This is a genomic window from Klebsiella sp. X13 (genome assembly GCF_003323835.1).
GTDB classification, from domain to species: domain Bacteria; phylum Pseudomonadota; class Gammaproteobacteria; order Enterobacterales; family Enterobacteriaceae; genus Klebsiella; species Klebsiella ornithinolytica.
The window spans coordinates 4,839,866-4,864,829 of sequence record NZ_CP030874.1; the positions used below are offsets into that span (position 1 = coordinate 4,839,866).

Annotated in this window: 22 protein-coding genes; 13 read left to right on the forward strand and 9 right to left on the reverse strand. The window is 57.7% G+C overall.

The window, feature by feature from the left end; all coding sequences use genetic code 11:
- Positions 1 to 19: 19 nt before the first annotated feature.
- Positions 20 to 1,102, reverse strand: a complete 1,083-nt coding sequence (gene lptG / locus DSD31_RS23040) for an LPS export ABC transporter permease LptG (protein WP_004857316.1) — start codon at positions 1,100 to 1,102, stop codon at positions 20 to 22.
- The gene (lptF, locus tag DSD31_RS23045) at positions 1,102 to 2,199 is read right to left on the reverse strand and encodes an LPS export ABC transporter permease LptF (protein WP_004857311.1); all 1,098 of its coding nucleotides are present in this window, start codon (positions 2,197 to 2,199) and stop codon (positions 1,102 to 1,104) included. The genes lptG and lptF overlap by 1 nt, the downstream gene beginning before the upstream one ends.
- A gap of 267 nt (positions 2,200 to 2,466) precedes the next feature.
- Here lptF and pepA point away from each other — a divergent pair, with 267 nt between their 5' ends.
- The 4 genes from pepA to DSD31_RS23070 all read left to right on the forward strand — a co-directional run bounded on the left by pepA (position 2,467) and on the right by DSD31_RS23070 (position 8,024).
- A complete protein-coding gene (pepA, locus tag DSD31_RS23055; RefSeq protein WP_004857309.1) occupies positions 2,467 to 3,978 on the forward strand; it encodes a leucyl aminopeptidase in 1,512 nt (503 codons plus the stop codon).
- A 122-nt stretch (positions 3,979 to 4,100) separates the two neighbouring features.
- Positions 4,101 to 4,544 carry a DNA polymerase III subunit chi gene (gene holC, locus DSD31_RS23060; protein ID WP_004857306.1) on the forward strand — a complete coding sequence of 148 codons (444 nt, stop codon included), beginning with the start codon at positions 4,101 to 4,103 and terminating at the stop codon, positions 4,542 to 4,544.
- Positions 4,544 to 7,399, forward strand: coding sequence for a valine--tRNA ligase (locus DSD31_RS23065; RefSeq protein WP_032718598.1), 2,856 nt, complete (start codon positions 4,544 to 4,546; stop codon positions 7,397 to 7,399). Before holC ends, DSD31_RS23065 begins: the two co-directional genes overlap by 1 nt.
- A gap of 121 nt (positions 7,400 to 7,520) precedes the next feature.
- Complete coding sequence (locus DSD31_RS23070) at positions 7,521 to 8,024, forward strand: GNAT family N-acetyltransferase (protein WP_004857300.1); 504 nt, start codon at positions 7,521 to 7,523, stop codon at positions 8,022 to 8,024.
- A 144-nt stretch (positions 8,025 to 8,168) separates the two neighbouring features.
- Here the strand turns inward: DSD31_RS23070 and miaE are convergent, their stop codons facing one another.
- Positions 8,169 to 8,936: a tRNA isopentenyl-2-thiomethyl-A-37 hydroxylase MiaE gene (miaE, locus tag DSD31_RS23075; protein WP_113991337.1), complete on the reverse strand. Its 768-nt coding sequence runs from the start codon at positions 8,934 to 8,936 to the stop codon at positions 8,169 to 8,171.
- A 175-nt stretch (positions 8,937 to 9,111) separates the two neighbouring features.
- A complete protein-coding gene (gene rraB, locus DSD31_RS23080; protein WP_004857292.1) occupies positions 9,112 to 9,537 on the reverse strand; it encodes a ribonuclease E inhibitor RraB in 426 nt (141 codons plus the stop codon).
- Between the two features lie 98 nt (positions 9,538 to 9,635).
- Between rraB and argL the strand changes: the two genes are divergently transcribed.
- A complete protein-coding gene (gene argL, locus DSD31_RS26705) occupies positions 9,636 to 9,731 on the forward strand; it encodes a putative translational regulatory protein ArgL (protein ID WP_371033352.1) in 96 nt (31 codons plus the stop codon).
- Positions 9,701 to 10,705, forward strand: coding sequence for an ornithine carbamoyltransferase (argF, locus tag DSD31_RS23085; RefSeq protein ID WP_004857290.1), 1,005 nt, complete (start codon positions 9,701 to 9,703; stop codon positions 10,703 to 10,705). The genes argL and argF overlap by 31 nt, the downstream gene beginning before the upstream one ends.
- A gap of 133 nt (positions 10,706 to 10,838) precedes the next feature.
- Here argF and DSD31_RS23090 read toward each other — a convergent pair whose 3' ends face one another.
- Positions 10,839 to 11,294, reverse strand: a complete 456-nt coding sequence (locus DSD31_RS23090; RefSeq protein WP_004857287.1) for a YhcH/YjgK/YiaL family protein — start codon at positions 11,292 to 11,294, stop codon at positions 10,839 to 10,841.
- A 193-nt stretch (positions 11,295 to 11,487) separates the two neighbouring features.
- On the opposite strand from DSD31_RS23090, the gene DSD31_RS23095 reads away from it, so the two are divergent.
- From DSD31_RS23095 to ridA, 4 genes are all read left to right on the forward strand, one after another.
- Positions 11,488 to 11,592 (forward strand): pyrBI operon leader peptide, encoded by a 105-nt coding sequence (locus DSD31_RS23095; RefSeq protein ID WP_015585298.1) that lies wholly within the window; start codon positions 11,488 to 11,490, stop codon positions 11,590 to 11,592.
- Positions 11,593 to 11,627: 35 nt separating this feature from the next.
- Positions 11,628 to 12,563 carry an aspartate carbamoyltransferase gene (gene pyrB, locus DSD31_RS23100; RefSeq protein ID WP_004857285.1) on the forward strand — a complete coding sequence of 312 codons (936 nt, stop codon included), beginning with the start codon at positions 11,628 to 11,630 and terminating at the stop codon, positions 12,561 to 12,563.
- A 12-nt stretch (positions 12,564 to 12,575) separates the two neighbouring features.
- A complete protein-coding gene (gene pyrI / locus DSD31_RS23105) occupies positions 12,576 to 13,037 on the forward strand; it encodes an aspartate carbamoyltransferase regulatory subunit (protein ID WP_004857283.1) in 462 nt (153 codons plus the stop codon).
- A gap of 168 nt (positions 13,038 to 13,205) precedes the next feature.
- Positions 13,206 to 13,592 (forward strand): 2-iminobutanoate/2-iminopropanoate deaminase, encoded by a 387-nt coding sequence (gene ridA, locus DSD31_RS23110; RefSeq protein ID WP_004857278.1) that lies wholly within the window; start codon positions 13,206 to 13,208, stop codon positions 13,590 to 13,592.
- A 56-nt stretch (positions 13,593 to 13,648) separates the two neighbouring features.
- Here ridA and DSD31_RS23115 read toward each other — a convergent pair whose 3' ends face one another.
- The 3 genes from DSD31_RS23115 to mgtL all read right to left on the reverse strand — a co-directional run bounded on the left by DSD31_RS23115 (position 13,649) and on the right by mgtL (position 19,118).
- Complete coding sequence (locus DSD31_RS23115) at positions 13,649 to 16,042, reverse strand: beta-N-acetylhexosaminidase (RefSeq protein ID WP_065905703.1); 2,394 nt, start codon at positions 16,040 to 16,042, stop codon at positions 13,649 to 13,651.
- A gap of 168 nt (positions 16,043 to 16,210) precedes the next feature.
- Positions 16,211 to 18,919, reverse strand: coding sequence for a magnesium-translocating P-type ATPase (mgtA, locus tag DSD31_RS23120; RefSeq protein WP_015585300.1), 2,709 nt, complete (start codon positions 18,917 to 18,919; stop codon positions 16,211 to 16,213).
- A 145-nt stretch (positions 18,920 to 19,064) separates the two neighbouring features.
- Positions 19,065 to 19,118, reverse strand: coding sequence for a mgtA regulatory leader peptide MgtL (mgtL, locus tag DSD31_RS26665; protein ID WP_155417144.1), 54 nt, complete (start codon positions 19,116 to 19,118; stop codon positions 19,065 to 19,067).
- 179 nt (positions 19,119 to 19,297) lie between these two features.
- On the opposite strand from mgtL, the gene treR reads away from it, so the two are divergent.
- The 3 genes from treR to treC all read left to right on the forward strand — a co-directional run bounded on the left by treR (position 19,298) and on the right by treC (position 23,500).
- Positions 19,298 to 20,245, forward strand: a complete 948-nt coding sequence (gene treR / locus DSD31_RS23130) for a trehalose operon repressor TreR (protein ID WP_113991338.1) — start codon at positions 19,298 to 19,300, stop codon at positions 20,243 to 20,245.
- A gap of 129 nt (positions 20,246 to 20,374) precedes the next feature.
- The gene (gene treB / locus DSD31_RS23135; RefSeq protein WP_004857263.1) at positions 20,375 to 21,793 is read left to right on the forward strand and encodes a PTS trehalose transporter subunit IIBC; all 1,419 of its coding nucleotides are present in this window, start codon (positions 20,375 to 20,377) and stop codon (positions 21,791 to 21,793) included.
- Between the two features lie 51 nt (positions 21,794 to 21,844).
- The gene (treC, locus tag DSD31_RS23140; protein WP_113991339.1) at positions 21,845 to 23,500 is read left to right on the forward strand and encodes an alpha,alpha-phosphotrehalase; all 1,656 of its coding nucleotides are present in this window, start codon (positions 21,845 to 21,847) and stop codon (positions 23,498 to 23,500) included.
- 96 nt (positions 23,501 to 23,596) lie between these two features.
- On the opposite strand, the gene celB is transcribed toward treC, so the two are convergent.
- Positions 23,597 to 24,949, reverse strand: a complete 1,353-nt coding sequence (gene celB / locus DSD31_RS23145; protein ID WP_004857251.1) for a PTS cellobiose transporter subunit IIC — start codon at positions 24,947 to 24,949, stop codon at positions 23,597 to 23,599.
- Positions 24,950 to 24,964 lie beyond the last annotated feature (15 nt).

Genomic DNA, 24,964 nt, shown 5'->3' on the forward strand with positions numbered 1-24,964 from the left:
GGGAGGAGTCGCGGGTCGTTTACGCCTTACGCATCATCAGCCAGAGGCTGATCAGGAAGAAGCTGGCGCTTGGCAGCAGCGCGCCGATAATCGGCGGGATGCCGTAGACCAGCGTCAGCGGGCCAAAAATCTGGTCCAGCACGTAGAAGATAAAGCCAAAGCTGATCCCGGTGACAACCCTTACCCCCATCGCCACGCTGCGCAGCGGGCCGAAGATAAACGACAGCGCCATCAGCATCATCACCGCCACCGACAGCGGCTGGAAGATTTTGCTCCACATGTTGAGCTGGTAGCGTCCCGGGTCCTGTCCGCTGGATTTCAGATAGGTCACGTAGTTATGCAGGCCGCTGATCGACAACGCATCCGGATCCAGCGCCACCACGCCCAGCTTGTCGGGCGTCAGCTTAGTTTTCCAGGTGCCGCTGACCATCTGCGAGCCGGTGATCTGTTTCGGGTCGGTCAGGTCAGACTCATCAACCTGCGACAGGCGCCAGACTTTATTATCGTTGTCGAATTTCGCCGAGGCGGCGTAGCGAACGGTCTGCAAACGGCGCTGGTCGTTAAAGGCGTAAATACTCACGCCGCCCAGTTCATCGTTTCCTTTCACCCGTTCGATATACACGAAGTTATGGCCGTCTTTCGCCCACAGCCCCTGCTGGGTCGACAGCAGCGAACCGCCGTACATCTGCTGGGCGCGATAATTACGCGCCATCTGCTCGCCCTGCGGCGCCACCCACTCCCCGATCGCCATAGTCAGCAGAACCAGCGGAATCGCGGTTTTCATCACCGCCAGCGCTACCTGTAACCGGGTGAAGCCGGAGGCCTGCATCACCACCAGTTCGCTGCGCTGCGCCAGCATCCCCAGGCCAAGCAGTGCGCCAAGCAGCGCTGCCATCGGGAAGAAAATCTGCACATCTTTTGGCACGCTGAGGATGGTATACAGCCCGGCACCGAGCGCGTCGTAGCTGCCCTGGCCGGCTTTTTTCAACTGGTCGACAAACTTGATAATGCCCGAGAGCGAAACCAGCATGAACAGCGTCATCATGATGGTGTTGAAAATCGTCCTACCGATATAACGGTCGAGTACGCCAAACGCCTGCATCACACCGCTCCTTTGTTAAAACGGGCACGGAAGCGGCGCATCGGCACCGTATCCCACAGGTTCAGCAGCACGGCCAGCGCGAAATAGAGCAGGTTAATCCCCCACATCCAGATCATCGGGTCGATTTTACCTTTACCGCCGTTTGACTTAATCGAGGTTTGCAGCAGGAAGAAGACCAGATACAGCAGCATCGCCGGCAGCATCGACAGCACGCGGCCCTGACGCGGGTTCACCACGCTCAGCGGAACGACCATCAACGCCATAATAAACACCGTTGCCACCAGCGTGAAGCGCCAGTGCAGCTCAGCGCGCGCGCGGTCGGTATCGGTGCGCCACAGCGCGCGCATGCCCATCTGTTCGGTGTCGTCAGGATCCGAAGCCACCGCCTGATGGCCAATAATGGCCTGGTAATTTTTAAAATCAGTAATGCGGAAATCGCGCAGCATCGCCGTACCTTCAAAGCGGGTACCCTGATTCATGGTCACCACCTGCGAGCCGTCTTTCTTCTGCGTCAGTTCGCCGGAATCGGCCACCACGACGGAAGGTCGCGCGTTACCTTTTGGCTTCAGCTGCGCCAGGAAGACATCATGGAAGCGCTTGCCGTTGACGTTTTCAATAAACAGCACGGCGCTGCCGTCGCTGGCCTGCTGAAACTGGCCCTGGGCCAGCGCCGCCATACCGGGGTTGGCTTTCGCCTCCGCCAGCACTTCATCCTGATGGCGAGACGACCAGGGGCCGGCCCACATCACGTTGACCGCCGCCACCGCGCCGGTAAACAGCGCGAGGATCATCGCCGCTTTCACCAGCACGGCCTTACTCAGGCCGCAGGCATGCATCACCGTGATTTCACTTTCGGTATACAGTTTGCCCAGCGTCATCAGCAGCCCGAGGAATAAACTCAGGGGCAGAATGAGCTGCGCCATTTCCGGTACGCCCAGCCCTAACAGCGAGAGCACCAGATTTGTCGGGATATCGCCATCCACCGCGGCGCCAAGGATCCTGACCAGTTTCTGGCAAAAGAAGATCAGTAACAGGATGAACAGGATCGCCAACTGGCTTTTCAGCGTCTCACGAACCAGATATCTTATGATTATCACTATAAATACGCCCGTAAAAACCCGTCTTATTGCAGGAAAATTGCTTGTTTCATGGCTTAAACGTCATTTATTCTCTTTGGTCTTCGAAATCATCGCTAAGATTAAATGACTCACTGGTTCCGCGTATCAGGTTTTTTTCTGACGAACCAAAGCCGTAATAACGTTAAGATTAACACGAAGTCACCGCAACAGCGGACATGAGTTACGAAAGCTTTCAATTCTATCCGTAGCCACCGTCGTTGTCTTTAAGATTCAGGAGCGTAGTGCATGGAGTTCAGTGTAAAAAGCGGTAGCCCGGAGAAACAGCGGAGTGCCTGTATCGTAGTCGGCGTCTTTGAACCGCGTCGCCTCTCCCCGATTGCCGAACAACTCGATAAAATCAGTGACGGCTATATCAGCGCACTGCTGCGTCGCGGTGAACTGGAAGGTAAGCCTGGCCAGACGCTGCTGCTGCACCACGTGCCAAATATTCTGTCAGAACGTATTCTGCTGATTGGCTGCGGCAAAGAGCGTGAGCTGGACGAGCGTCAGTACAAGCAGGTCATTCAGAAAACCATTAATACTTTGAATGATACCGGTTCAATGGAAGCCGTCTGCTTCCTGACCGAACTGCACGTGAAAGGCCGTAACAACTACTGGAAAGTTCGCCAGGCCGTTGAGACCGCCAAAGAGACGCTGTACAGCTTCGATCAGCTGAAGACCAACAAGAGCGAGCCGCGTCGTCCGCTGCGTAAAATGGTCTTCAACGTGCCAACCCGCCGCGAGCTGACCAGCGGCGAGCGCGCCATCCAGCACGGCCTGGCCATCGCCGCCGGTATCAAAGCAGCCAAAGATCTCGGCAATATGCCGCCAAACATCTGTAACGCCGCCTATCTGGCCTCTCAGGCCCGTCAGCTGGCCGATACCTACAGTAAGAATGTGATCACCCGCGTCATCGGCGAACAGCAGATGAAAGAGCTGGGTATGAACTCTTACCTGGCGGTTGGCAACGGTTCGCAGAATGAATCGCTGATGTCGGTGATTGAATACAAAGGCAACCCGGCGGAAGACGCGCGTCCGATCGTTCTGGTCGGCAAAGGGCTGACCTTTGACTCCGGCGGTATCTCCATCAAACCTGCCGAAGGCATGGATGAGATGAAGTACGACATGTGCGGCGCGGCGGCGGTCTACGGCGTGATGCGTATGGTTGCTGAACTGCAACTGCCGCTGAACGTGATCGGCGTCCTCGCCGGCTGTGAAAACATGCCTGGCGGCCGCGCCTATCGTCCGGGCGACGTCCTGACGACCATGTCCGGTCAAACCGTTGAAGTACTGAATACCGACGCCGAAGGCCGTCTGGTGCTGTGCGATGTGCTGACCTATGTTGAGCGTTTCGAACCGGAAGCGGTGATTGACGTCGCCACGCTGACCGGCGCGTGCGTGATTGCCCTGGGCCATCACATCACCGGCCTGATGTCGAACCACAACCCGCTGGCTCACGAGCTGATCGGCGCATCCGAACTGGCGGGCGACCGCGCATGGCGCTTACCGCTGGGCGACGAATTCCAGGATCAGCTGGAGTCTAACTTCGCGGATATGGCCAACATCGGCGGACGTCCTGGCGGCGCGATCACCGCCGGCTGCTTCCTGTCGCGCTTTGCCCGTAAGTACAACTGGGCACACCTGGATATCGCCGGCACCGCCTGGCGTTCCGGGAAAGCGAAAGGCGCCACCGGCCGCCCGGTCGCCCTGCTGTCGCAGTTCCTGCTCAATCGCGCCGGGTTTACTGGCGAAGAGTAATTGCCGTCTGATGCCCGGCGGCGCTACGCTTGCCGGGCCTACGCAAAGATGCCGTTTGTAGGCCGGGTCAGCGCAGCGCCACCCGGCTTAAGCATTTAAAGTCACCACAAGAAGCCCCATATATGAAAAACGCAACGTTCTACCTTCTGGACAACGACACACAACAAGACGGTTTAAGCGCCGTTGAACAACTGGTGTGTGACATTGCCGCAGAACGTTGGCGTAGCGGCAAACGCGTGCTTATCGCCTGTGAAGACGAACAGCAGGCCATCCGTCTGGATGAAGCGCTGTGGGCCCGCCCTCCGGAAAGCTTCGTCCCGCATAATCTGGCGGGAGAAGGCCCCAGAGGCGGAGCGCCGGTGGAGATCGCCTGGCCGCAAAAACGCAACAGCAGCCCGCGGGATATTCTGATCAGTCTGCGGCTAAACTTTGCAGATTTTGCCACCGCTTTCACAGAAGTGATAGACTTTGTCCCTTACGAAGATTCTCTGAAACAACTGGCGCGCGAACGCTACAAAGCGTACCGCATGGCTGGTTTCAACCTGAATACGGCAACCTGGAAATAATGGAAAAGACATACAACCCACAAGATATCGAACAGCCGCTCTACGAGCATTGGGAAAAGCAGGGCTATTTCAAACCGAATGGTGATGAAAGCCAGGAGAGCTTCTGCATCATGATCCCGCCGCCGAACGTCACCGGCAGTTTGCATATGGGTCATGCCTTCCAGCAAACCATCATGGATACCATGATTCGCTACCAGCGCATGCAGGGTAAAAATACTCTGTGGCAGGCCGGTACCGACCACGCGGGTATCGCGACCCAGATGGTGGTTGAGCGTAAGATTGCCGCAGAAGAAGGGAAAACTCGCCACGACTACGGTCGCGATGCCTTTATCGATAAAATCTGGCAGTGGAAAGCGGAATCCGGCGGCACCATTACCCGTCAGATGCGTCGCCTGGGCAACTCCGTGGACTGGGAGCGCGAGCGCTTCACCATGGATGAAGGCCTCTCCAATGCCGTAAAAGAAGTCTTTGTTCGTCTGTACAAAGAAGACCTGATTTACCGCGGCAAGCGCCTGGTTAACTGGGATCCGAAACTGCGTACCGCGATTTCCGACCTGGAAGTGGAAAACCGCGAGTCTAAAGGCTCGATGTGGCACATCCGCTACCCGCTGGCCGACGGCGCGAAAACCGCCGACGGTAAAGATTACCTGGTCGTGGCGACCACCCGTCCGGAAACCCTGCTGGGCGACACCGGCGTGGCCGTTAACCCGGAAGATCCGCGTTATAAAGATCTGATCGGTAAATTCGTGGTGCTGCCGCTGGTTAACCGCCGCATTCCGATCGTCGGCGATGAACACGCCGATATGGAAAAAGGCACCGGCTGCGTGAAAATCACCCCGGCGCACGACTTTAACGACTATGAAGTCGGGAAACGTCACGCTCTGCCGATGATCAACATCCTGACCTTTGACGGCGACATCCGCGAAAGCGCGCAGGTGTACGATACCAAAGGCGAAGAGTCCGACGTTTACTCCGCAGAGATCCCGGCGGAATTCCAGAATCTGGAGCGTTTCGCTGCGCGTAAAGCCGTGGTGGCAGCCATCGATGCGCTCGGCCTGCTTGAAGAGATCAAACCTCACGATCTGACCGTGCCGTACGGCGACCGTGGCGGCGTGGTGATCGAGCCGATGCTGACCGACCAGTGGTACGTGCGTGCCGACGTGCTGGCGAAGCCTGCCGTAGAAGCGGTTGAAAACGGCGACATTCAGTTCGTGCCGAAGCAGTACGAAAACATGTACTTCTCCTGGATGCGCGATATTCAGGACTGGTGTATCTCCCGTCAGCTGTGGTGGGGTCACCGTATCCCGGCGTGGTATGACAACGAAGGCAACGTCTACGTAGGCCGCACCGAAGACGAAGTGCGTCAGGAGAACAACCTCTCCGCTGACGTCGCGCTGCGCCAGGACGAAGACGTGCTCGACACCTGGTTCTCCTCCGCGCTGTGGACCTTCTCCACCCTCGGCTGGCCGGAAAACACCGATGCGCTGCGTCAGTTCCACCCGACCAGCGTGATGGTTTCCGGTTTCGACATCATCTTCTTCTGGATTGCCCGCATGATCATGATGACCATGCACTTCATCAAAGATGAAAACGGCAAACCGCAGGTACCGTTCCATACCGTCTACATGACCGGTCTGATTCGTGACGACGAAGGCCAGAAGATGTCCAAATCCAAGGGCAACGTTATTGACCCGCTGGATATGGTTGACGGCATCTCCCTGCCAGAGCTGCTGGAGAAACGCACCGGTAACATGATGCAGCCGCAGCTGGCGGAGAAAATCGCCAAACGCACCGAGAAACAGTTCCCGAACGGTATCGAGCCGCACGGCACCGACGCCCTGCGCTTCACCCTGGCGGCGCTGGCCTCCACCGGCCGCGACATCAACTGGGACATGAAGCGTCTGGAAGGTTACCGTAACTTCTGTAACAAGCTGTGGAACGCCAGTCGTTTCGTGCTGATGAACACCGAAGATCAGGACTGCGGCTTCAACGGCGGCGAGAAAGTCCTGTCGCTGGCGGACCGCTGGATCCTTGCCGAATTCAACCAGACCGTAAAAGCGTACCGCGAAGCGCTGGATAACTTCCGCTTCGACATCGCCGCCGGCATCCTGTATGAGTTCACCTGGAACCAGTTCTGCGACTGGTACCTGGAGCTGACCAAACCGGTCATGACCGGCGGATCTGAAGCCGAGCTGCGCGGCACCCGCAACACGCTGGTCACCGTGCTGGAAGGTCTGCTGCGTCTGGCGCATCCGATCATTCCGTTCATCACCGAAACCATCTGGCAGCGTGTGAAAACTATCGTCGGTATCGATGCGGATACCATCATGCTGCAGCCGTTCCCGGCTTACGATGCGGCGCAGGTTGATGAAGCGGCGCTGGCCGATACCGAATGGTTGAAGCAGGCGATCGTTGCCGTACGTAACATCCGTGCGGAAATGAACATCGCCCCGGGCAAACCGCTCGAACTGCTGCTGCGCGGTTGCAGCGCTGACGCTCAGCGTCGCGTGACCGACAACCAGAGCTTCCTGCAGTCCATGGCGCGTCTGGAAAGCATCACCGTACTGCCAGCCGACGACAAAGGTCCGGTTTCCGTGACCAAAATCATCGACGGCGCCGAGCTGCTGATCCCGATGGCGGGTCTCATCAACAAAGAAGATGAGCTGGCGCGTCTGGCGAAAGAAGTGGCGAAGATCGACGGTGAAATCAGCCGCATCGAAAGCAAACTGGCCAACGAAGGCTTTGTCGCTCGCGCACCGGAAGCGGTGATCGCCAAAGAGCGTGAGAAGCTGGACGGTTATGCCGAAGCGAAAAGCAAACTGATCGAACAGCAGGCGGTCATCGCCGCGCTGTAATCCTCCCGCCCCTTGCCTGCTCAGGCAGGGGGCGTTTTAATCCGCGATCCCCGCTTGCGCTCCCCCCGCTCCCGATGTTATTAACAACACCATCCGTCATTTTTTTGCTATGAGTAATCGTATGAATACGATCGCGACCGTTACGGCGTCGCTGCGCCGCATCACCGCTGAAGACAATGCTGCTATCGCCAACGTTATCCGCCAGGTTTCTGCGGAATACGGGCTGACGGCTGATAAGGGCTACACCGTAGCCGACCCCAACCTCGATGAGCTGTTTGAACTCTACAGCCAGCCGGGCTCCGCCTATTGGGTGGTTGAGCAGGATGGTCGGGTGGTCGGTGGCGGCGGCATTGCTCCGCTGGCACATAGCGAACCGGATATTTGCGAACTGCAGAAAATGTATTTTATGACCTCTGCCCGTGGGCAGGGACTGGCGAAAAAGCTGGCGCTGCTGGCGTTAGATTATGCCCGCGAGCAGGGTTTCAAACGCTGCTATCTGGAAACCACCGCCTTCCTGAAAGAAGCCGTCGGGCTGTATGAGCGCCTGGGCTTCGAACATATCGACGGCCCGCTGGGCTGCACCGGTCATGTAGATTGCGAAGTGCGGATGCTGAAAACGCTGTAAGCGCTCGTGCCCGTCAGCCGCACGTCCCCGGTCTTACCGGGGCGACGGGCTCTCCCCCTCAGATACCCCGGATAAGGCGTGCAGCGCCGTTAGCCGGGCCTCGTCAGGTTTGGTCGTCCGGACCCGCCTCCGGGGAAAGGCACTTTACGCCGCGACCATCGGTACGCCGCTGTGGAAGCGGAACTCCGCCTCAGGTCGGAGAATTAACGCCGCCTCCGCCTCGCCAAGCTGGTGAATACGTTCACTGATATCCTCTTCGGTAATCTGCTGCGCCAAATCCAGATAGTCCTGATAGTGCCGCGCTTCGGAGCGCAGCAGCGACAGATAGAACTTCTGCAGATCGTCATTCAGCCACGGCGCCAGCGCGGCAAAGCGCTCGCAGGAGCGCGCTTCAATGTAGGCTCCGCAAATCAGCTTATCGATGAGCATCACCGGTTCGTGGGAGCGTACCTCTCTGCGCAACCCGCGGGCATAATTACTGGCGGTGATTTTGACGTACGGGATAGCGTGAGCCTGCATCATCTCCCGCACCTGCCAGAAATGGTGCAGCTCTTCTTTAATCAGCAGTACCATGCTGTCCACCAGCTGACGGCTCCAGGGATCGTCGGTTTGCGGCATGGCGCTCTTATTAATCCGTTTATGCAGCGCGACGAAATCCGGCTCGGGCCCCCGGCGATAGGTAAAGTCCTCATACGGCTTCAGGCAGGCCAGCAGCTCGTCGGCCCCTTCTTTATCAGCAACATATTTACGCACCAGTAGCAGCGCGTTTTGCGCCGCTTTTAGCTCACAAACCATATGATCGGTCAGCAGCAGCGGGAGATTTTCCGGCTTACGGGCTTCATCAATCCACGCCTGTGGCGTCGGGCAGTGCAGGAAGTGACTTACGGGGGCGAGTATTTGCGGGTAGTCCATTGAGGTTCCTTGCTATACGGTAACGGCTGCCGGCCGTTATCGCATCCAAACAGACACAATATTATTGTTCAGGGTATAACGAGACGAAAACCCCGACAACATAGAGAACGATGTCGCCGGGGTTCCTGTGCGTAGCCAGCAAAGACGCGGCCTGAAGGATGACGTGCAGATTTACTTAGTGGCGAACGCCGTCATCGTCTTCATCGACGAGATCGTCGTCATCTTCTTCATCGCCCTCTTCACCGTTCGGGTCTTCATAGTAAGTACCCCAACCGTCATATTCGACGCCGAATTTTTCCGCCAGAGTCATCAGTTGTTCAACCTGGGCATCAATCAGCTCCACCTTCAGGGCGCTTTCGCTCAGGATGTCACAGCAGATAACCACTTCGCCTTCTTCCACTTCCAGCTCTTCCGGCTCGGTCACTTCGTAACCCAGTTTGAAGGCCTCGACAGCCACTTTCTCCAGCGTTTCAAAGTCGTCGGCAGAGAGATGGTGTTCAATCGTGTACAGCGCGTCCGGATCGCTGCCGTCTTCGAGCAGCTCTTCGATAATCAGACGCGTTTCTTCACGCTGTTCTTCCAGTAGTTCCGGGTTTGCCATGGCTCGTTCCTCATAATGTGCGGCAGATACTTCTATTGTCACATACCGCCGTGATTGCCTCCACCTTTGTGCGAAAGATTTGTGTCACGGGGTTGCAAATGAATATTCATACATATAAATTGAATTTTAATTCAATAAGGGGCTTAAGCCATGTGAGGGAATCATGTCCGCGTTTTACCAGAAGCATTTTTTAAAGTTACTCGATTTTACCCCTGCAGAAATCACCGCTCTGCTGAAGCTGGCGGCCAGACTGAAAACCGATAAAAAAAACGGTATTGAAATCCAGCATCTGGCTGGAAAAAACATCGCGCTCATCTTCGAAAAAGACTCTACCCGGACACGATGCTCTTTCGAAGTTGCCGCATTTGATCAGGGTGCCCGCGTCACTTATCTCGGGCCAAGCGGCAGCCAGATCGGCCATAAAGAATCCATTAAAGATACCGCCCGCGTGCTGGGCCGGATGTATGACGGTATTCAGTACCGCGGTCATGGTCAGGAAGTGGTCGAAACGCTGGCCAAATATGCCGGTGTTCCGGTATGGAACGGTCTGACCAACGAGTTTCATCCCACCCAGCTGCTGGCAGATCTATTGACCATGCAGGAACATCTGCCGGGGAAAGCCTTTAACGAAATGACCCTGGTCTATGCAGGCGACGCCCGCAACAATATGGGCAACTCCATGCTCGAAGCCGCGGCGTTGACCGGTCTGGATCTGCGCCTGGTGGCTCCGAAGGCCTGCTGGCCCGAAGAAAATCTGGTGGCAGAATGCCGGGCGCTGGCACAGAAAAACGGCGGCAACATCACTCTGACCGAAGATATCGCGGCGGGCGTGCAAGGGGCGGACTTTATCTACACCGACGTGTGGGTCTCGATGGGCGAAGCCAAAGAGAAATGGGCGGAACGCATTGCGTTACTGCGCGCTTATCAGGTGAATAGCAACATGATGGCGCTGACCGGTAATCCGCAGGTGAAATTTCTGCACTGCCTGCCCGCGTTCCATGACGATCAAACGACCCTTGGTCAGCAGATGGCGGAGGAATACGGCCTGCATGGCGGCATGGAAGTGACTGACGAGGTCTTTGAGTCGCCGGCAAGCATCGTCTTCGATCAGGCGGAAAACCGGATGCACACCATCAAAGCGGTGATGGTGGCAACGCTGAGTAAATAGCGCATCTGGTACGGATCATCCCGGAGCGGTGCTATCGCGCCTGACCGGCTAGCGGATGATCTCCCCGGATTGCGGCACAAGAGCCTTCATCCGGATGACCTCCCCCGTAAGCGTAGCGCCTGCGGGGGATTTTTTACGCCATCAGGATCTTCACTACCGCCTTACGCACTTTGGCCGGTTCGCCCACGGCACACAGCGGCTTATGCACTTCTCCAGGGTAAAAGACCACAAAATCCCCCTCGTTCAGAATGACGGTTTTCTCCTGTTCGCCGGCCGACAGAAACGCAATATCTCTCTCCGCCAGCCCGTCGATGTCCGCTGCGCCGGCGGCAGGGCGGGTGCTGAAGGTCATGGCCTCCTGGCCGCGCAGCACAATCTGGATATCCAGATAGCGCGCATGGTATTCCGCGCGGCGGGCGGCAAGAGGTTCGGTCGTATCTTCTGAAATCATATAAAACACGTTGTTACCGTCAATATCGTATTTGCCGGGCGACGTCTCTTCGCTCACGTGGGCTTTAACGTGCTCAATCGCCTGACGCAACGCGTCCGGTAGCCAGGCCTGCAGATGGTGAATGTGACCAACGATCATAGTACCTCTCAAAGATAAAACAGCTTTTCATTTTTGTTTTTATACGCCCCTTCACACTGCCATACCACCTCTTTTTTACGGTTTTTTGCGCTGGCGCAGCCTTATCGAAGCAATCGTTTTCTTGTTTGTGTACTAATCGCTTGATCCGAAATTTGAGCTGCGTATAATGCCGGTCGATTTGCCGGGAGGAAGCATGGTCTACTGCGTACGACATTCTGTCTTACCGCGTCTGAACACAGGCGCTGGCGTAGCGTTTTTCTTTCCGTTGCTCAATGAATTCTCGAAGCCCCTTATTTAAGGGGCTTTTTTTTGCCCAGGCGTCAGGAGATAAACATGGCTAACCCGCTATATCAAAAACATATCATTTCCATAAACGATCTCAGCCGAGAAGACCTCGAACTGGTCCTGGCGACCGCTGCAAAACTGAAAGCGAATCCACAGCCGGAACTGCTGAAGCATAAGGTTATCGCCAGCTGTTTCTTTGAAGCCTCCACCCGTACCCGCCTGTCGTTTGAAACCTCGATGCACCGCCTCGGCGCCAGCGTGGTGGGCTTTTCCGACAGCAGCAACACCTCGCTGGGCAAAAAAGGGGAAACCCTGGCCGACACCATTTCGGTCATCAGCACCTACGTCGACGCCATCGTGATGCGCCATCCGCAGGAAGGGGCTTCGCGTCTGGCGACCGAGTTTTCCGGCGGTATCCCGGTCCTCAACGCCGGCGATGGCGCTAACCAGCACCCGACGCAGACCCTGCTGGATCTCTTCACCATTCAGGAAACTCAGGGCCGCCTGGAAAACCTCAACGTCGCGATGGTTGGCGACCTCAAATATGGCCGCACCGTCCATTCGCTGACCCAGGCGCTGGCGAAATTCAACGGCAACCGCTTCTACTTTATCGCCCCGGATGCGCTGGCGATGCCGCAGTACATCCTCGATATGCTGGATGAGAAAGGGATTGCCTGGAGCGTGCACAGCGCCATTGATGAAGTGATGGGAGAGCTGGATATTCTGTACATGACCCGCGTGCAGAAAGAGCGTCTTGACCCGTCGGAATACGCCAACGTGAAAGCGCAGTTTGTCCTGCGTGCCGCCGACCTCGACGGCGCCCGTCACAATATGAAAGTGCTGCACCCGCTGCCGCGCATTGATGAAATCACCACCGATGTCGATAAAACGCCGCACGCCTGGTACTTCCAGCAGGCCGGCAACGGCATCTTCGCACGCCAGGCGTTACTGGCACTGGTACTGAATAGCGAGCTGGCTCTGTAAGGGGAAACGACCATGACACACGATAATAAACTGCAGGTAGAAGCCATTAAACGTGGCACCGTTATCGACCACATCCCTGCGCAGGTGGGCTTTAAACTGCTGACGTTGTTTAAACTGACCGAAACGGATCAGCGGATCACCATCGGCCTGAACCTGCCGTCAGGTGAAATGGGCCGCAAGGACCTGGTAAAAATCGAGAATACGTTCCTGACCGACGAGCAGGTAAACCAGCTGGCGCTGTATGCCCCGCATGCGACGGTCAACCGCATCGATGATTATGAAGTAGTCGGTAAGTCACGCCCGAATCTGCCGGATCGGATTAACAGCGTGCTGGTCTGCCCGAACAGCAACTGTATCAGCCATGCCGAGCCGGTTTCCTCCAGCTTTGCGGTGAAAAAGCGGGAAAACGATATCGCGCTGAAGTGCAAATATTGTGAAAAAGAGTTTTCGCATTATGTGGTTCTGGCCAACTAATTGAGGTTGGTATTGGCAACCCGGCTCCCTATAATGGCCGGGTTCCATACGCGCTATCCTTCAAGCTGCTTCTTTGTCGGCCGTGCGGGCGGTTAGCCCCTTGCCGCGTCGCTGCAACTCGAAGGATTTTGCGTCACTACTTAATAATGCTGTTATTCAGGAGAACTCATGTCTAAAACTATCGCGACGGAAAATGCACCAGCAGCAATCGGCCCGTATGTTCAGGGTGTTGATCTGGGCAGCATGATCATCACTTCCGGCCAGATCCCCGTCGATCCGAAAACCGGTAGCGTGCCGGAAGATGTCGCCGCTCAGGCGCGTCAGTCTCTGGACAACGTCAAAGCTATCGTTGAAGCCGCAGGCCTGAAAGTCGGCGACATTGTTAAAACGACCGTATTCGTTAAAGATCTGAACGACTTCGCCACCGTGAATGCCGCTTATGAAGCGTTCTTCACCGAACATCACGCGACCTTCCCGGCGCGCTCCTGCGTGGAAGTGGCTCGCCTGCCGAAAGATGTGAAAATCGAGATCGAAGCGATCGCCATTCGTCGCTAAGCCTCGCATCCCCTCACCCATGCGCCTTTATTACCGCGCCGGGTGAGGGAGTTTCACTACTCGACCTTCGTCGCCCGCAGCAGTTTCTCCAGCGGATAAACCGCCGCAATCACCAGCTCATCCTGCGTTTTCGCCGCCTCGTCCAGCTGCGCCTGAACCGACGCATACTCTTTATCATCCAGCGTGCCCTGCCGCGCCACCAGATCGGTCAACCGTATCCCCAGCGTCGCCAGCTTATCCACCTGCGCCACCACCGGCTTTATCGCCGCCAGCTGATAGCTGTTTTCCGTCAGCGCCTGCGCATCGGCGATATTATTTTGCCAGAGGGTAAAAATATGGCGCAGCGCATCCGCGCTTTCGCTGTCTTCCGCATCGCTGATCAAACGCGACGCCCAACGATCGAGGTTGCGCACGGTCGTACTTTCTGCCGGTAACGCATCGGCGAGGCGGTTCAGCGGCTCAAACAGATGATAATGATTAGCCTGGAATTTCAGATGCTGGCGGGTGTAGTAGTGCGCCGGCTCCAGCGCCTGGGCGAGAATTTGCAGCGGCAGCGTGCTGCCGCCGTTGGCTAAGCGCGTGAACTGCACCAGCTGCTGGGTATGTTGCTGCAGGCCAACCGACACCGTAGACCAGCTGTCCATCGCCTGTAGCCGCTGATACATGTTATCGCTGTCGTTGACATCCTGCGCCGACCACAACCGCTCCGCCACCGCAAAGGCCCGCGGCCAGAGTTTAATATCCAGCACCGGCGCCGCCACGTTTTCCGCCCATAGCGCCGCCTCGCCGCCGAGCAGGTTCTTCTGCTGGTCCGCCTCCGGGACCACCGGCGGCGTACCCTGGGGCACCGCTTCCAGCCTTTGCCCGCTGACAGGATAGCGGGTGTTGCCCAGCAGGAAATAGCCGCCCAGCTTATCGTCGTTCACGGTCAGCACCGGTCGGGTTTCCCCCATCCAGGTGTCGACGCGAAAGGTCAGCCGATCGTCGCCGCCCCATTCAATATCCTGCACCGCACGACGAGATTTGCCTTTGAAATCAATAAACCCGCGCCAGCCGCTCTCGCCTTTAACCAGTGTAAAGCTTCCCTCCACCGCGCTGCCCTTCAGCCGTGGCATCGAGAAACTCCAGCTCTGCGCGCTGTCGTTATCACTTATCGTATCCACGCCGTTCAGCCCCTGGGGCACAATTTCATTACGATAGTGATAGGCAGTGTACTGCGGCTGGTCGAGATAGAAACCGGTGGAGAGGATCCCCCGATAGCCCTGCTTTACCACCTCGCCCAGCGCGTCCTGTCCCTGCCAGGACTGAATCAGAATGCTTTTCGGCAGGTCCGGGTGATAAATCTCATCCCAGCCGACCATCTGCCGGTGGTATTTTTCGAGGATCGCCTCCAGCCTGCGGTTGAAGTACGCCTGCAGCGCGTGGCTATCGGCCAGCCCCTTCTCGCGCATAAACGCCTGGATAGTCGGGTTCGCTTTCCACTGACTGTCGTCCACTTCATCCCCGCCGATATGCAGATACGGGTCGGGGAAAATAGCCGCCAGCTCGGCGATCATCGCCTCGGCAAAGGCGTAGGTGGTCTCTTTGCTGGGATCGAGCACGGGTTTCAGTACGCCCCAATGGCGCTCCATGCCGTAGGGCCCCGGGGCGCTCATCAGCTCCGGGTAGGCCACCGCAATCGCCGACGCGTGGCCGGGCATATCGATTTCCGGCACCACGCGAATGCCGCGGTCCGCCGCGTAGCGCACCACCTCTTTCATCTGCGCCTGAGTATAAAACAGCCCGTCGCTGGCCTTCTGTTGCAGTTTCGGATACCGCGTGGAGGCGAAGCGCCAGCCCTGATCGTCGGTCAGATGCCAGTGGAAGACGTTGAGCTTGGCCGCCGCCATGCCGTCAATCTGGCGTTTGATCGCCTCCAGCGGCATGAAGTGGCGAGCGGAATCCAGCAGCAGCCCGCGCCACGGAAAGCGCGGCGCATCATCAATCGTGACGTAAGGAATTGCCGTGTTCTCGGCGCCGTTCTGCATCAGCTGGAGCAGCGTTTCCATCCCGCGCATCGCGCCAAACCGGGTATTCGCCTTGAGGGTAACGCCCTCGGCAGTCACCTTCAGCTGGTAGCTTTCATCACTGTCAGGACGAGGAATCGCCGGCACTTTTTTGGCCACCACCACGTTAATTGTCGGCGTGGTAACCGGCGCCATTTGCGGTTGTAACGTCCAGCCGGTCTGGCGGGCAATGCGCTCGCGCCAGCGGCCCACGGCGTCGCCGGGCACGTCGCCGGTCACGTTCAGCGTCAGCGCGTTATTCACCACCAACGCCCCCGGCGACTGCGGGCGTTCGACCTGAGCCGGCCATGGCATCAGCGGCAGATCGCCGGCCGGAGCGGCATGTGCCATCGCGCCAAATAATAATCCGCTGGTCAGCAGGCCATAGCGCACAGAGTTAAGCATGAGTTTTCCTTTTGATGACGGGCCAAAAAAAAGCAAAACATTGGGTTAACATGCGCGCAAAAGAGCGTCAAGCAAACGGGATGACGGGGTTCACAACTTTCTGAGATTTAAGAGAAATGCCAAAAAGACCGTCCTCCCCTGAGGGAGAACGGTCGGCACAAAGACGGGTTATTGCCAGCCGTAGCGACGGCTGTAGAAGCCTTTTACCATCTGCGTCAGCGTCATGTAGCCTGCCAGAATAGCAATCAGCCACGGGAAGTAGCTCAGCGGCAGGGCCTGCAGCTGCAGATAGCCCGCCAGCGGCGAGAACGGCAAAGCGATGCCAACCAGCATCACCACCAGCGTCATGGCAAACAGCGGCCATGCGGCGCGGCTCTGAACAAACGGAATCCGCCGCGTACGGATCATATGCACAATCAGCGTTTGCGACAGCAGCCCTTCAATAAACCAGCCCGACTGGAACAGCGTCTGGGCTTCCGGCACGTTGGCCTGGAACACCCACCACATCAGGCAGAAGGTCAGGATATCGAAAATCGAGCTTATCGGGCCAAAGAAGACCATAAAGCGCCCCAGTTCCGAGGGATTCCAGCGCTGCGGTTTTTGAATCTGCTCGTCGTCGACGTTATCAAACGGGATCGCCACCTGGGATACATCGTACAGCAGGTTCTGGATCAGCAAGTGCAGTGGCAGCATCGGCAGGAACGGCAAAAAGGCGCTCGCCACCAGCACGCTGAAGACATTACCAAAGTTCGAACTGGCGGTCATTTTGATGTATTTCAGCATGTTGGCGAAAGTACGGCGACCTTCGATCACCCCCTCTTCCAGCACCATCAGGCTTTTTTCCAGCAGAATAATATCCGCAGCTTCGCGCGCAATATCCACCGCGCCATCCACGGAGATACCGATATCCGCCGCGCGCAGCGCCGGAGCATCGTTGATGCCGTCGCCCATAAAGCCGACCACATGGCCTTCGCGTTTAAGCAGCGTGACGATGCGCTCTTTATGTAACGGCGCAAGACGTGCAAACAGGGTCGTGCGTTTGGCCAGCGCCGCCAGCTCGTCATCGCTCATGTCTTCAATCTGGCTACCGGTGACCACCTCGCCGGCGTCCAGCCCCACTTCATGGCACACCTTCGCCGCCACCAGCTCGCTATCGCCGGTGAGGATTTTGACGGTAATGCCGCTAGCCTTCAGCGCTTTCAGCGCCGGGGCGGTGGTCTCTTTCGGCGGGTCGAGGAAGGCGATATAGCCTTCAAGGATCAGATCGGACTCGTCAATCCGCTGATAGTCACCTTCGCGGGCGGGCAGATATTTAGTCGCCACCGCCACCACGCGCAGCCCCTGGCGATTCAGGGTATCGGTGACGCGTTTGATACGGCGCAGCATGGTATCGTCCAGCGGCACGATTTCACCATTGTGGCGCACCTGGGTCGAGACGTTGAGGATCTCCTGGAGCGCACCTTTGCAGATCAGCTGATGCACGCCGTCTTGTTCACTCACCACCACCGACATACGGCGACGTTCGAAGTCGAAGGGAATTTCATCGACTTTCTGCCAGCGTTCAGAAAGCTGGCGCGCCGCATCCAGATCCACGCCTTCCAGCACGGCCTTATCGAGCAGGTTTTTCAACCCGGTCTGATAGTGGCTGTTCAGCCATGCGCAATGCAGAACCCGCTCGCTGACCTTACCGGAAATATCGGTATGGTTTTCCAGCACGATTTTATCCTGAGTCAGGGTGCCGGTTTTATCCGTGCACAGGATGTCCATCGCGCCAAAGTTCTGAATCGCGTCGAGGTGCTTCACAATGACTTTCTGTTTCGACAGCTTCACCGCCCCGCGTGCCAGGGTCGAGGTGACAATCATGGGCAGCATCTCCGGCGTCAGGCCCACCGCCACCGACAGGGCAAACAGCGCCGCTTCCCACCAGTCGCCTTTGGTGTAGCCGTTGATCAGCAGCACCACCGGCGCCATCACCAGCATAAAGCGGATCAACAGCATGCTGACGCGGCTGATGCCTTTCTGGAAGGCATTGGGTTCGCTCTCCTGCTCGCTTACCCGCCCGGCCAGCTGACCAAACCAGGTGTTGCCGCCGGTGGCGAAGACCATCGCCTGCGCCGTTCCGCTCACCACGTTGGTGCCCATAAAGCACAGGGTATCGCACTCAAGCGGGTTGCCCTGCTGCGGGTCGCGGCTGCTCGCCACTTTTTCGACCGGCAGCGATTCACCGGTCAGCGACGCCTGGGCCACGAACAGATCCCGCGCCTGAAGAATACGCAGGTCTGCCGGGATCATATCCCCGGCCGACAGCTTCACGATATCGCCAGGCACCAGCCGATCAATCGGCAGTTCGCACCAGCGGCTTTCGCCCTGTTCGTTGACCACCCGCAGCACCGTCGCGGTGTTGCTGACCATCGCCTTCAGCGCATCCGCCGCTTTGGTCGAGCGGGCTTCCTGAATGAAATTGAGCAGCGTGGAGATCCCCACCATCAGCGCAATCACGCCTGCGGCAAACAGGTCTTCCGTCGCATACGAGACGATACCCAGCACGGTCAGCAGCAGGTTGAACGGGTTGCGGTAGCAGGTCCAGAGGTGCACCCACCACGGCGCCGGTTTTTGTGCCGGAATTTGGTTATCGCCGTAGCGGGCAATTTTCCGCGCAACGTCGGCGTCGTTAAGCCCTTCCGGGTGGCTTTCGAAGGCGCGCCAGATTTCATTTTCGTCCATTGCCGCCACGTTCAGGCAGTGCTTACCCAACGAATCCGGAATCGGCGCAGTGGCCAGATTGCGGGCATCAGGTAACGGATCGCGCTGAACCAGTCGGCGCGGCAAATGGCGGCTGAGCTGTGCAAACAGCTGCCGGGTGATATTTTTCAGCATAAACAGTCCCTCCACGCTCGTACAGACGAACGCGGCAAAACAGACAGGCACGATAGAACCTTACCTGTCAGGTATTATTTTTTTATGGCAGGGACATCAAGGACGTCACTGCTTTACGCTTCCGGTAAAGCAGTGCTAAGCAGGCTTACCGGAAAAGGATGTAACTCCATCGAGGATGAGGAGTGGGATCGGGGTCCATATAATCTCCGGTAAGTGAGTAAAAGCGGCGCGAGAGTACCGCGAGCAACAGGCAATTTATAGCCACTGTCTTAATGATAACCCCGCGTAACTAAACAAGACGTAAACCAGACTTTGCTCATTGCGGTTTGGTTGAGTAGCATTAGGCTCACTTTTATCGGACCACGACGAGACCTCTGCATGCAAAACCGGCTGACCATCAAAGATATCGCGCGCTTAAGCGGCGTCGGGAAATCGACGGTATCCCGCGTGCTTAATAACGAAAGCGGCGTCAATGAGCGCACCCGTGCACGGGTCGAGGCGGTGATGCAACAGCACGGCTTCTCGCCCTCCCGCTCAGCGCGGGCGATGCGTGGTCAGAGCGATAAAGTGGTGGCGATTATCGTCACCCGTCTGGACTCGCTGTCGGAAAACCTTGCCGTACAGACCATGCTGCCCGCCTTTTACGAGCAAGGTTACGATCCGATTATGATGGAAAGCCAGTTCTCTCCCGCGCTGGTCGGCGAGCACCTGGGGATCCTCGCCCGCCGCAATATCGACGGCGTGGTACTGTTTGGCTTTACCGGCATTAGCGAAGAGATGCTGACGCCGTGGCGGGAATCGATGGTGCTGCTGGCCCGCGACGCGCCGGGATTCGCCTCCGTCTGCTACGACGACAACGGCGCGGTGAACATGCTGATGCAGCGTCTGTACGATGGCGGTCATCGGCATATCAGCTTCCTCGGGGTACCGCATAGCGACGTCACCACCGGGCAGCGCCGCCATCAGGCCTACCTCAATTTTTGCGAGCAGCATCAGTTGATCCCGTCCGCCGCCCTGCCGGGCCTGGCCATGAAACAGGGTTATGAAAATGTCGCCGGCGTATTGACCCCCGATACCAGCGCGCTGGTGTGCGCGACCGATACCCTCGCCCTCGGCGCCAGCAAGTATTTGCAAGAGCAACGCATTGGACATCTGCAGGTCGCCAGCGTCGGCAGTACGCCGCTGATGAAGTTTCTCCATCCGGAAATCCTGACCGTGAATCCCGGTTACGCCGAGGCCGGTCGCCAGGCGGCCCAACAGCTGATCGCCCAGATCGGCGGCCAGGCAGAACCTCGTCAAATCGTCATTCCCGCCGCGCTGATTTAAGCCCGTTTGTTGGATTTATGTGATCGTTGCTGCGTTTCGGGAACGTTCCCATTTTGAAAGTTGAACGGAGCGGTTAGGATTCGTCTCAGGTCATTACGCAATCTCTTCCCTCTGTTTTGAGGCCTCATAATGAGCAAAGTAAATCAGCAGGACATCGATAAATTAATCGAACTGGTCGGCGGGCGCGATAACATTGCGACCGTCAGTCACTGTATTACCCGTCTACGCTTTGTGCTGAACAATCCGGCCATCGCCAAACCGAAAGAAATTGAGCAGCTGCGCATGGTGAAAGGCTGCTTTACCAACGCCGGGCAGTTCCAGGTCGTGATCGGCACAGAAGTCGGCGATTACTACAAAGCCCTGCTGGCGACCACCGGCAAAGCGTCTGCCGATAAGGAACAGGCCAAGCAGGCGGCGCGGCAAAATATGAAGTGGCACGAGCAGCTGATCTCGCACTTTGCCGAGATCTTCTTCCCGCTGCTACCGGCGCTGATCAGCGGCGGTCTGATCCTCGGTTTCCGCAACGTGATCGGCGATCTGCCGATGAGCAACGGCCAGACGCTGGCGCAGATGCACCCGTCGCTGAAAACCATTTATGACTTCCTGTGGCTAATTGGCGAAGCCATCTTCTTCTATCTGCCGGTGGGTATCTGCTGGTCAGCGGTGAAGAAAATGGGCGGCACGCCGATCCTCGGCATCGTGCTCGGCGTCACGCTGGTCTCTCCACAGCTGATGAACGCCTATCTACTGGGCCAGCAGGTGCCGGAAGTGTGGAACTTCGGCCTGTTTACGATTGCGAAGGTCGGCTACCAGGCGCAGGTCATCCCGGCGCTGCTGGCGGGTCTGGCGCTCGGCTTTATCGAAACGCGCCTGAAACGCATCGTGCCTGACTACCTCTATCTGGTGGTGGTACCGGTCTGCTCCCTGATTCTGGCGGTGTTCCTCGCTCACGCCTTTATCGGTCCGTTTGGCCGCATGATCGGCGACGGCGTCGCCTTTGCCGTGCGCCACCTGATGACCGGTAGCTTTGCGCCGATTGGCGCCGCGCTGTTCGGCTTCCTCTACGCGCCATTGGTCATTACCGGGGTCCATCAGACCACGCTGGCTATCGATATGCAGATGATTCAGAGCATGGGCGGTACGCCGGTATGGCCGCTGATTGCGCTGTCCAACATCGCTCAGGCCTCGGCGGTAGTCGGCATTATTATCGCCAGCCGCAAGCAGAATGAGCGTGAAATCTCCGTCCCGGCGGCGATCTCCGCCTACCTGGGCGTCACAGAGCCGGCAATGTACGGCATCAACCTCAAGTACCGCTTCCCGATGCTCTGCGCGATGATCGGCTCCGGTCTTGCCGGGTTGCTGTGCGGCCTGAATGGCGTCATGGCGAACGGGATCGGCGTCGGCGGCCTGCCGGGCATCCTCTCCATTCAGCCAACTTACTGGCAGGTATTCGGCTTAGCGATGGTCATTGCGGTGGTGGTGCCGATTGTTCTCACCACCGTCATCTATCAGCGTAAGTTCCGTCAGGGCACATTACAGATTGTCTGATTTTTACTTCCGGGGCGCGCTGGCGCCCCTTCGTTGTAGCAGGAAAGCGATATGAATACCCTCCCCCACTGGTGGCAAAACGGCGTTATTTATCAAATTTATCCGAAGAGTTTCCAGGACACAACCGGCAGCGGTACCGGCGATCTGCGTGGGGTCACCTCGCGCCTCGACTACCTGCAAAAACTTGGCGTGGACGCCATCTGGCTGACGCCTTTCTACGTCTCACCGCAGGTCGATAACGGCTACGATGTGGCGAACTATACCGCCATCGATCCCACTTACGGCACGCTGGATGATTTCGACGAGCTGGTCGCCCAGGCAAAAGCGCGCGGGATCCGTATCGTGCTGGATATGGTTTTCAACCATACCTCTACCGCCCACGCCTGGTTTCGCGAGTCGTTGAATAAAGCGAGTCCGTACCGCCAGTTTTATATCTGGCGCGATGGCGAACCGACGACGCCGCCCAATAACTGGCGCTCGAAGTTTGGCGGCAACGCCTGGCAGTGGCACGCGGAGAGCGGGCAGTACTATCTGCATCTGTTCGCCGCGGAGCAGGCAGATCTCAACTGGGAAAACCCGGCGGTCCGTGCGGAACTCAAAAAGGTGTGCGAGTTCTGGGCCGACCGCGGCGTCGACGGCCTGCGCCTCGATGTGGTCAACCTGATTTCGAAAGATCAAACCTTCCCGTCGGATACCCAGGGGGATGGCCGCCGTTTTTATACCGACGGTCCGCGGGTCCACGAATTCCTGCAGGAGATGAGCCGCGATGTCTTCACGCCGCGTAATCTGATGACGGTCGGCGAGATGTCCTCTACCTCGCTGGAACATTGCCAGCAATATGCCGCACAGGACGGCCGCGAGCTGTCGATGACCTTTAACTTCCACCATCTGAAGGTGGACTATCCCGGCGGCGAAAAATGGACCCTTGCGCGCCCGGACTACGTGGTGCTGAAAGCGCTGTTCACTCACTGGCAGCAGGGCATGCACAACCGGGCGTGGAATGCGCTGTTCTGGTGTAACCACGATCAGCCACGTATCGTGTCGCGTTTTGGCGATGAAGGGGAATACCGGGTACCGGCGGCGAAAATGCTGGCGATGGTCCTGCACGGCATGCAGGGCACTCCCTATATTTATCAGGGTGAAGAGATTGGCATGACCAATCCGCACTTCTCGCAGATCGGCGATTATCGCGACGTCGAGAGTCATAACATGTTTATTGAGCGCTCGGCGCAGGGACAGGCTCCCGATGAGCTGCTGGCGATTCTGGCCAGTAAATCGCGCGATAACAGCCGCACGCCGATGCAGTGGGACGCTCGCGACCAGGGCGGGTTTACCGCCGGTGAACCGTGGATTGCGCTGTGCGATAACTATCAGACGATCAACGTCGAGGCGGCGCTGGCGGATGCGGATTCCGTCTTTTACACCTACCAGCGGCTGATTGCGCTGCGTAAAACCACGCCGGTGCTGACCTGGGGCGACTATCTGGACCTGCTGCCTGATCATCCGTCGCTGTGGTGTTATCGCCGCCAGTGGCAAGGGAAAACGCTGGTCGTCGCGGCGAACCTGAGCCGCGAGTTCCAGAGCTGGCAGCCGGAGGAGGTGGACGGCGACTGGCAGGTATTGATGAGCAATTACGCGGAAGCGGCGAATCGCCCGGCCGCCATGACCCTACGGCCGTTTGAAGCGGTATGGTGGCTGCAGGAGTAACCCCTGGAGCGCTGCCTGTAACCGGGCTACGGGTTCGCCAACTTCGGCGAGCCGGTAGCCCGGACAGCGGCGCTGCCGCGCCGGAGTGAGCAGACGTTACGTGCGGTCAGCCGCAGACAGCGTAGCGCTCACTTCCGACTGCGTCGCCGCATGTTCCTCTTTCGCTTTCAGACGATCCCACGCCCGGAAGAACGGGTAATAGACCACCAGCGAAATACTCAGGTTAACGACCTGCAGAATAGTCCCGGAAATATGCCCGCCCGTCGCCAGGTAGCCGCTGATAAAAATCGGCGTGGTAAACGGTAGCGCAATCCCCGCCGGCGGCGCCACCAGCCCGGTGGCCATCGCGGTATACGAAACAATCACCAGCAGCACCGGCGTCAAAATAAACGGCAGGAAGAACCAGGGGTTCATCACCAGCGGAATGCCGAATACCATCGGTTCGCTGATGTTGAACAACGCGCCCGGCGCGGCGATTTTCCCTAACTGCTTCATCTGCTGGCTACGGCTTCTGAACAGCATAAAAATCACCAGCCCAAGCAGCGCTCCGGTACCGCCCGGGGCGATCCACAGGTCGTAAAACTGCTGCGTAATAATGTGCGGAATCGGCTGGCCGTTCTGAAACGCCGTCAGGTTTTCGGACATATTCGACAGCCACACCGGCTGGATAAACACCAGCACGATAGCATCACCGTGCAGGCCCAGCGTCCACAGGATACCGATCAGGATAACCGAGATAATCATCCCCGGTAGCGTACCGCCGATATGGTGCATCGGAATACCGATAATGGTCGCGATCATGCTGTTGATATCGCCGAACGAGGAGGCTTCCACGGCCAGACGCAGCGCCAGCACCACCGCCAGCACGCAGAATCCGGGGATCAGCGCGAGGAAGGATTTCGCCACCGCCGGCGGTACACCGTCCGGCATGCGAATAACCAGATTACGCCCGGCGACAAAGCGGTAAATCTCAGTAGAGAGCAGCGAAATCACGATCGCCACAAACAGCCCCTGGCTACCGACCAGCCCGACCGGAATCACCCCTTTCACCACCTCCGCCGCCCCGTGGACCGGGGTGAACAGCGTGTGCTGTGGAATGGTCATCACAAAAGCGACCAGCGACAGGGCGCCTGCGGTCAGCGGATCCAGCGTACGGTATTTCTCTGCCAGCCGGTAAGCGATGCCGAAGCTGGAGATCAGCGCCATGATGTCGTAGGTCGCTTTCACCGGATAGAGAATTTTATCGCGCCAGACATCGCCGAACAGGCCGCTCATCATATCGGCATAGCCCGGAATCGGCAGATAGGCAAAAATCAGGAAAAACGAACCAATCAGCATAAACGGCATATTAAGAATAATGCCGTCGCGTACGGACAGAACATGTTTTTGCCCGGCGAATTTCAGCGCCGCAGGCATGACGTAACGTTCAATGAAGGTAGTGTTCGACATTTGCGATCCCCGAAG

Bases quoted from the DNA above. Each gene is read 5' to 3' on its own strand.
- lptG (WP_004857316.1), bottom strand. From the start codon at position 1,102: ATGCAGGCGTTTGGCGTACTCGACCGTTATATCGGTAGGACGATTTTC.
- pepA (WP_004857309.1), top strand. From the start codon at position 2,467: ATGGAGTTCAGTGTAAAAAGCGGTAGCCCGGAGAAACAGCGGAGTGCC.
- holC (WP_004857306.1), top strand. From the start codon at position 4,101: ATGAAAAACGCAACGTTCTACCTTCTGGACAACGACACACAACAAGAC.
- DSD31_RS23065 (WP_032718598.1), top strand. From the start codon at position 4,544: ATGGAAAAGACATACAACCCACAAGATATCGAACAGCCGCTCTACGAG.
- DSD31_RS23070 (WP_004857300.1), top strand. From the start codon at position 7,521: ATGAATACGATCGCGACCGTTACGGCGTCGCTGCGCCGCATCACCGCT.
- miaE (WP_113991337.1), bottom strand. From the start codon at position 8,936: ATGGACTACCCGCAAATACTCGCCCCCGTAAGTCACTTCCTGCACTGC.
- rraB (WP_004857292.1), bottom strand. From the start codon at position 9,537: ATGGCAAACCCGGAACTACTGGAAGAACAGCGTGAAGAAACGCGTCTG.
- argL (WP_371033352.1), top strand. From the start codon at position 9,636: ATGAATATTCATACATATAAATTGAATTTTAATTCAATAAGGGGCTTA.
- argF (WP_004857290.1), top strand. From the start codon at position 9,701: ATGTCCGCGTTTTACCAGAAGCATTTTTTAAAGTTACTCGATTTTACC.
- DSD31_RS23090 (WP_004857287.1), bottom strand. From the start codon at position 11,294: ATGATCGTTGGTCACATTCACCATCTGCAGGCCTGGCTACCGGACGCG.
- DSD31_RS23095 (WP_015585298.1), top strand. From the start codon at position 11,488: ATGGTCTACTGCGTACGACATTCTGTCTTACCGCGTCTGAACACAGGC.
- pyrB (WP_004857285.1), top strand. From the start codon at position 11,628: ATGGCTAACCCGCTATATCAAAAACATATCATTTCCATAAACGATCTC.
- pyrI (WP_004857283.1), top strand. From the start codon at position 12,576: ATGACACACGATAATAAACTGCAGGTAGAAGCCATTAAACGTGGCACC.
- ridA (WP_004857278.1), top strand. From the start codon at position 13,206: ATGTCTAAAACTATCGCGACGGAAAATGCACCAGCAGCAATCGGCCCG.
- DSD31_RS23115 (WP_065905703.1), bottom strand. From the start codon at position 16,042: ATGCTTAACTCTGTGCGCTATGGCCTGCTGACCAGCGGATTATTATTT.
- mgtA (WP_015585300.1), bottom strand. From the start codon at position 18,919: ATGCTGAAAAATATCACCCGGCAGCTGTTTGCACAGCTCAGCCGCCAT.
- treR (WP_113991338.1), top strand. From the start codon at position 19,298: ATGCAAAACCGGCTGACCATCAAAGATATCGCGCGCTTAAGCGGCGTC.
- treB (WP_004857263.1), top strand. From the start codon at position 20,375: ATGAGCAAAGTAAATCAGCAGGACATCGATAAATTAATCGAACTGGTC.
- treC (WP_113991339.1), top strand. From the start codon at position 21,845: ATGAATACCCTCCCCCACTGGTGGCAAAACGGCGTTATTTATCAAATT.
- celB (WP_004857251.1), bottom strand. From the start codon at position 24,949: ATGTCGAACACTACCTTCATTGAACGTTACGTCATGCCTGCGGCGCTG.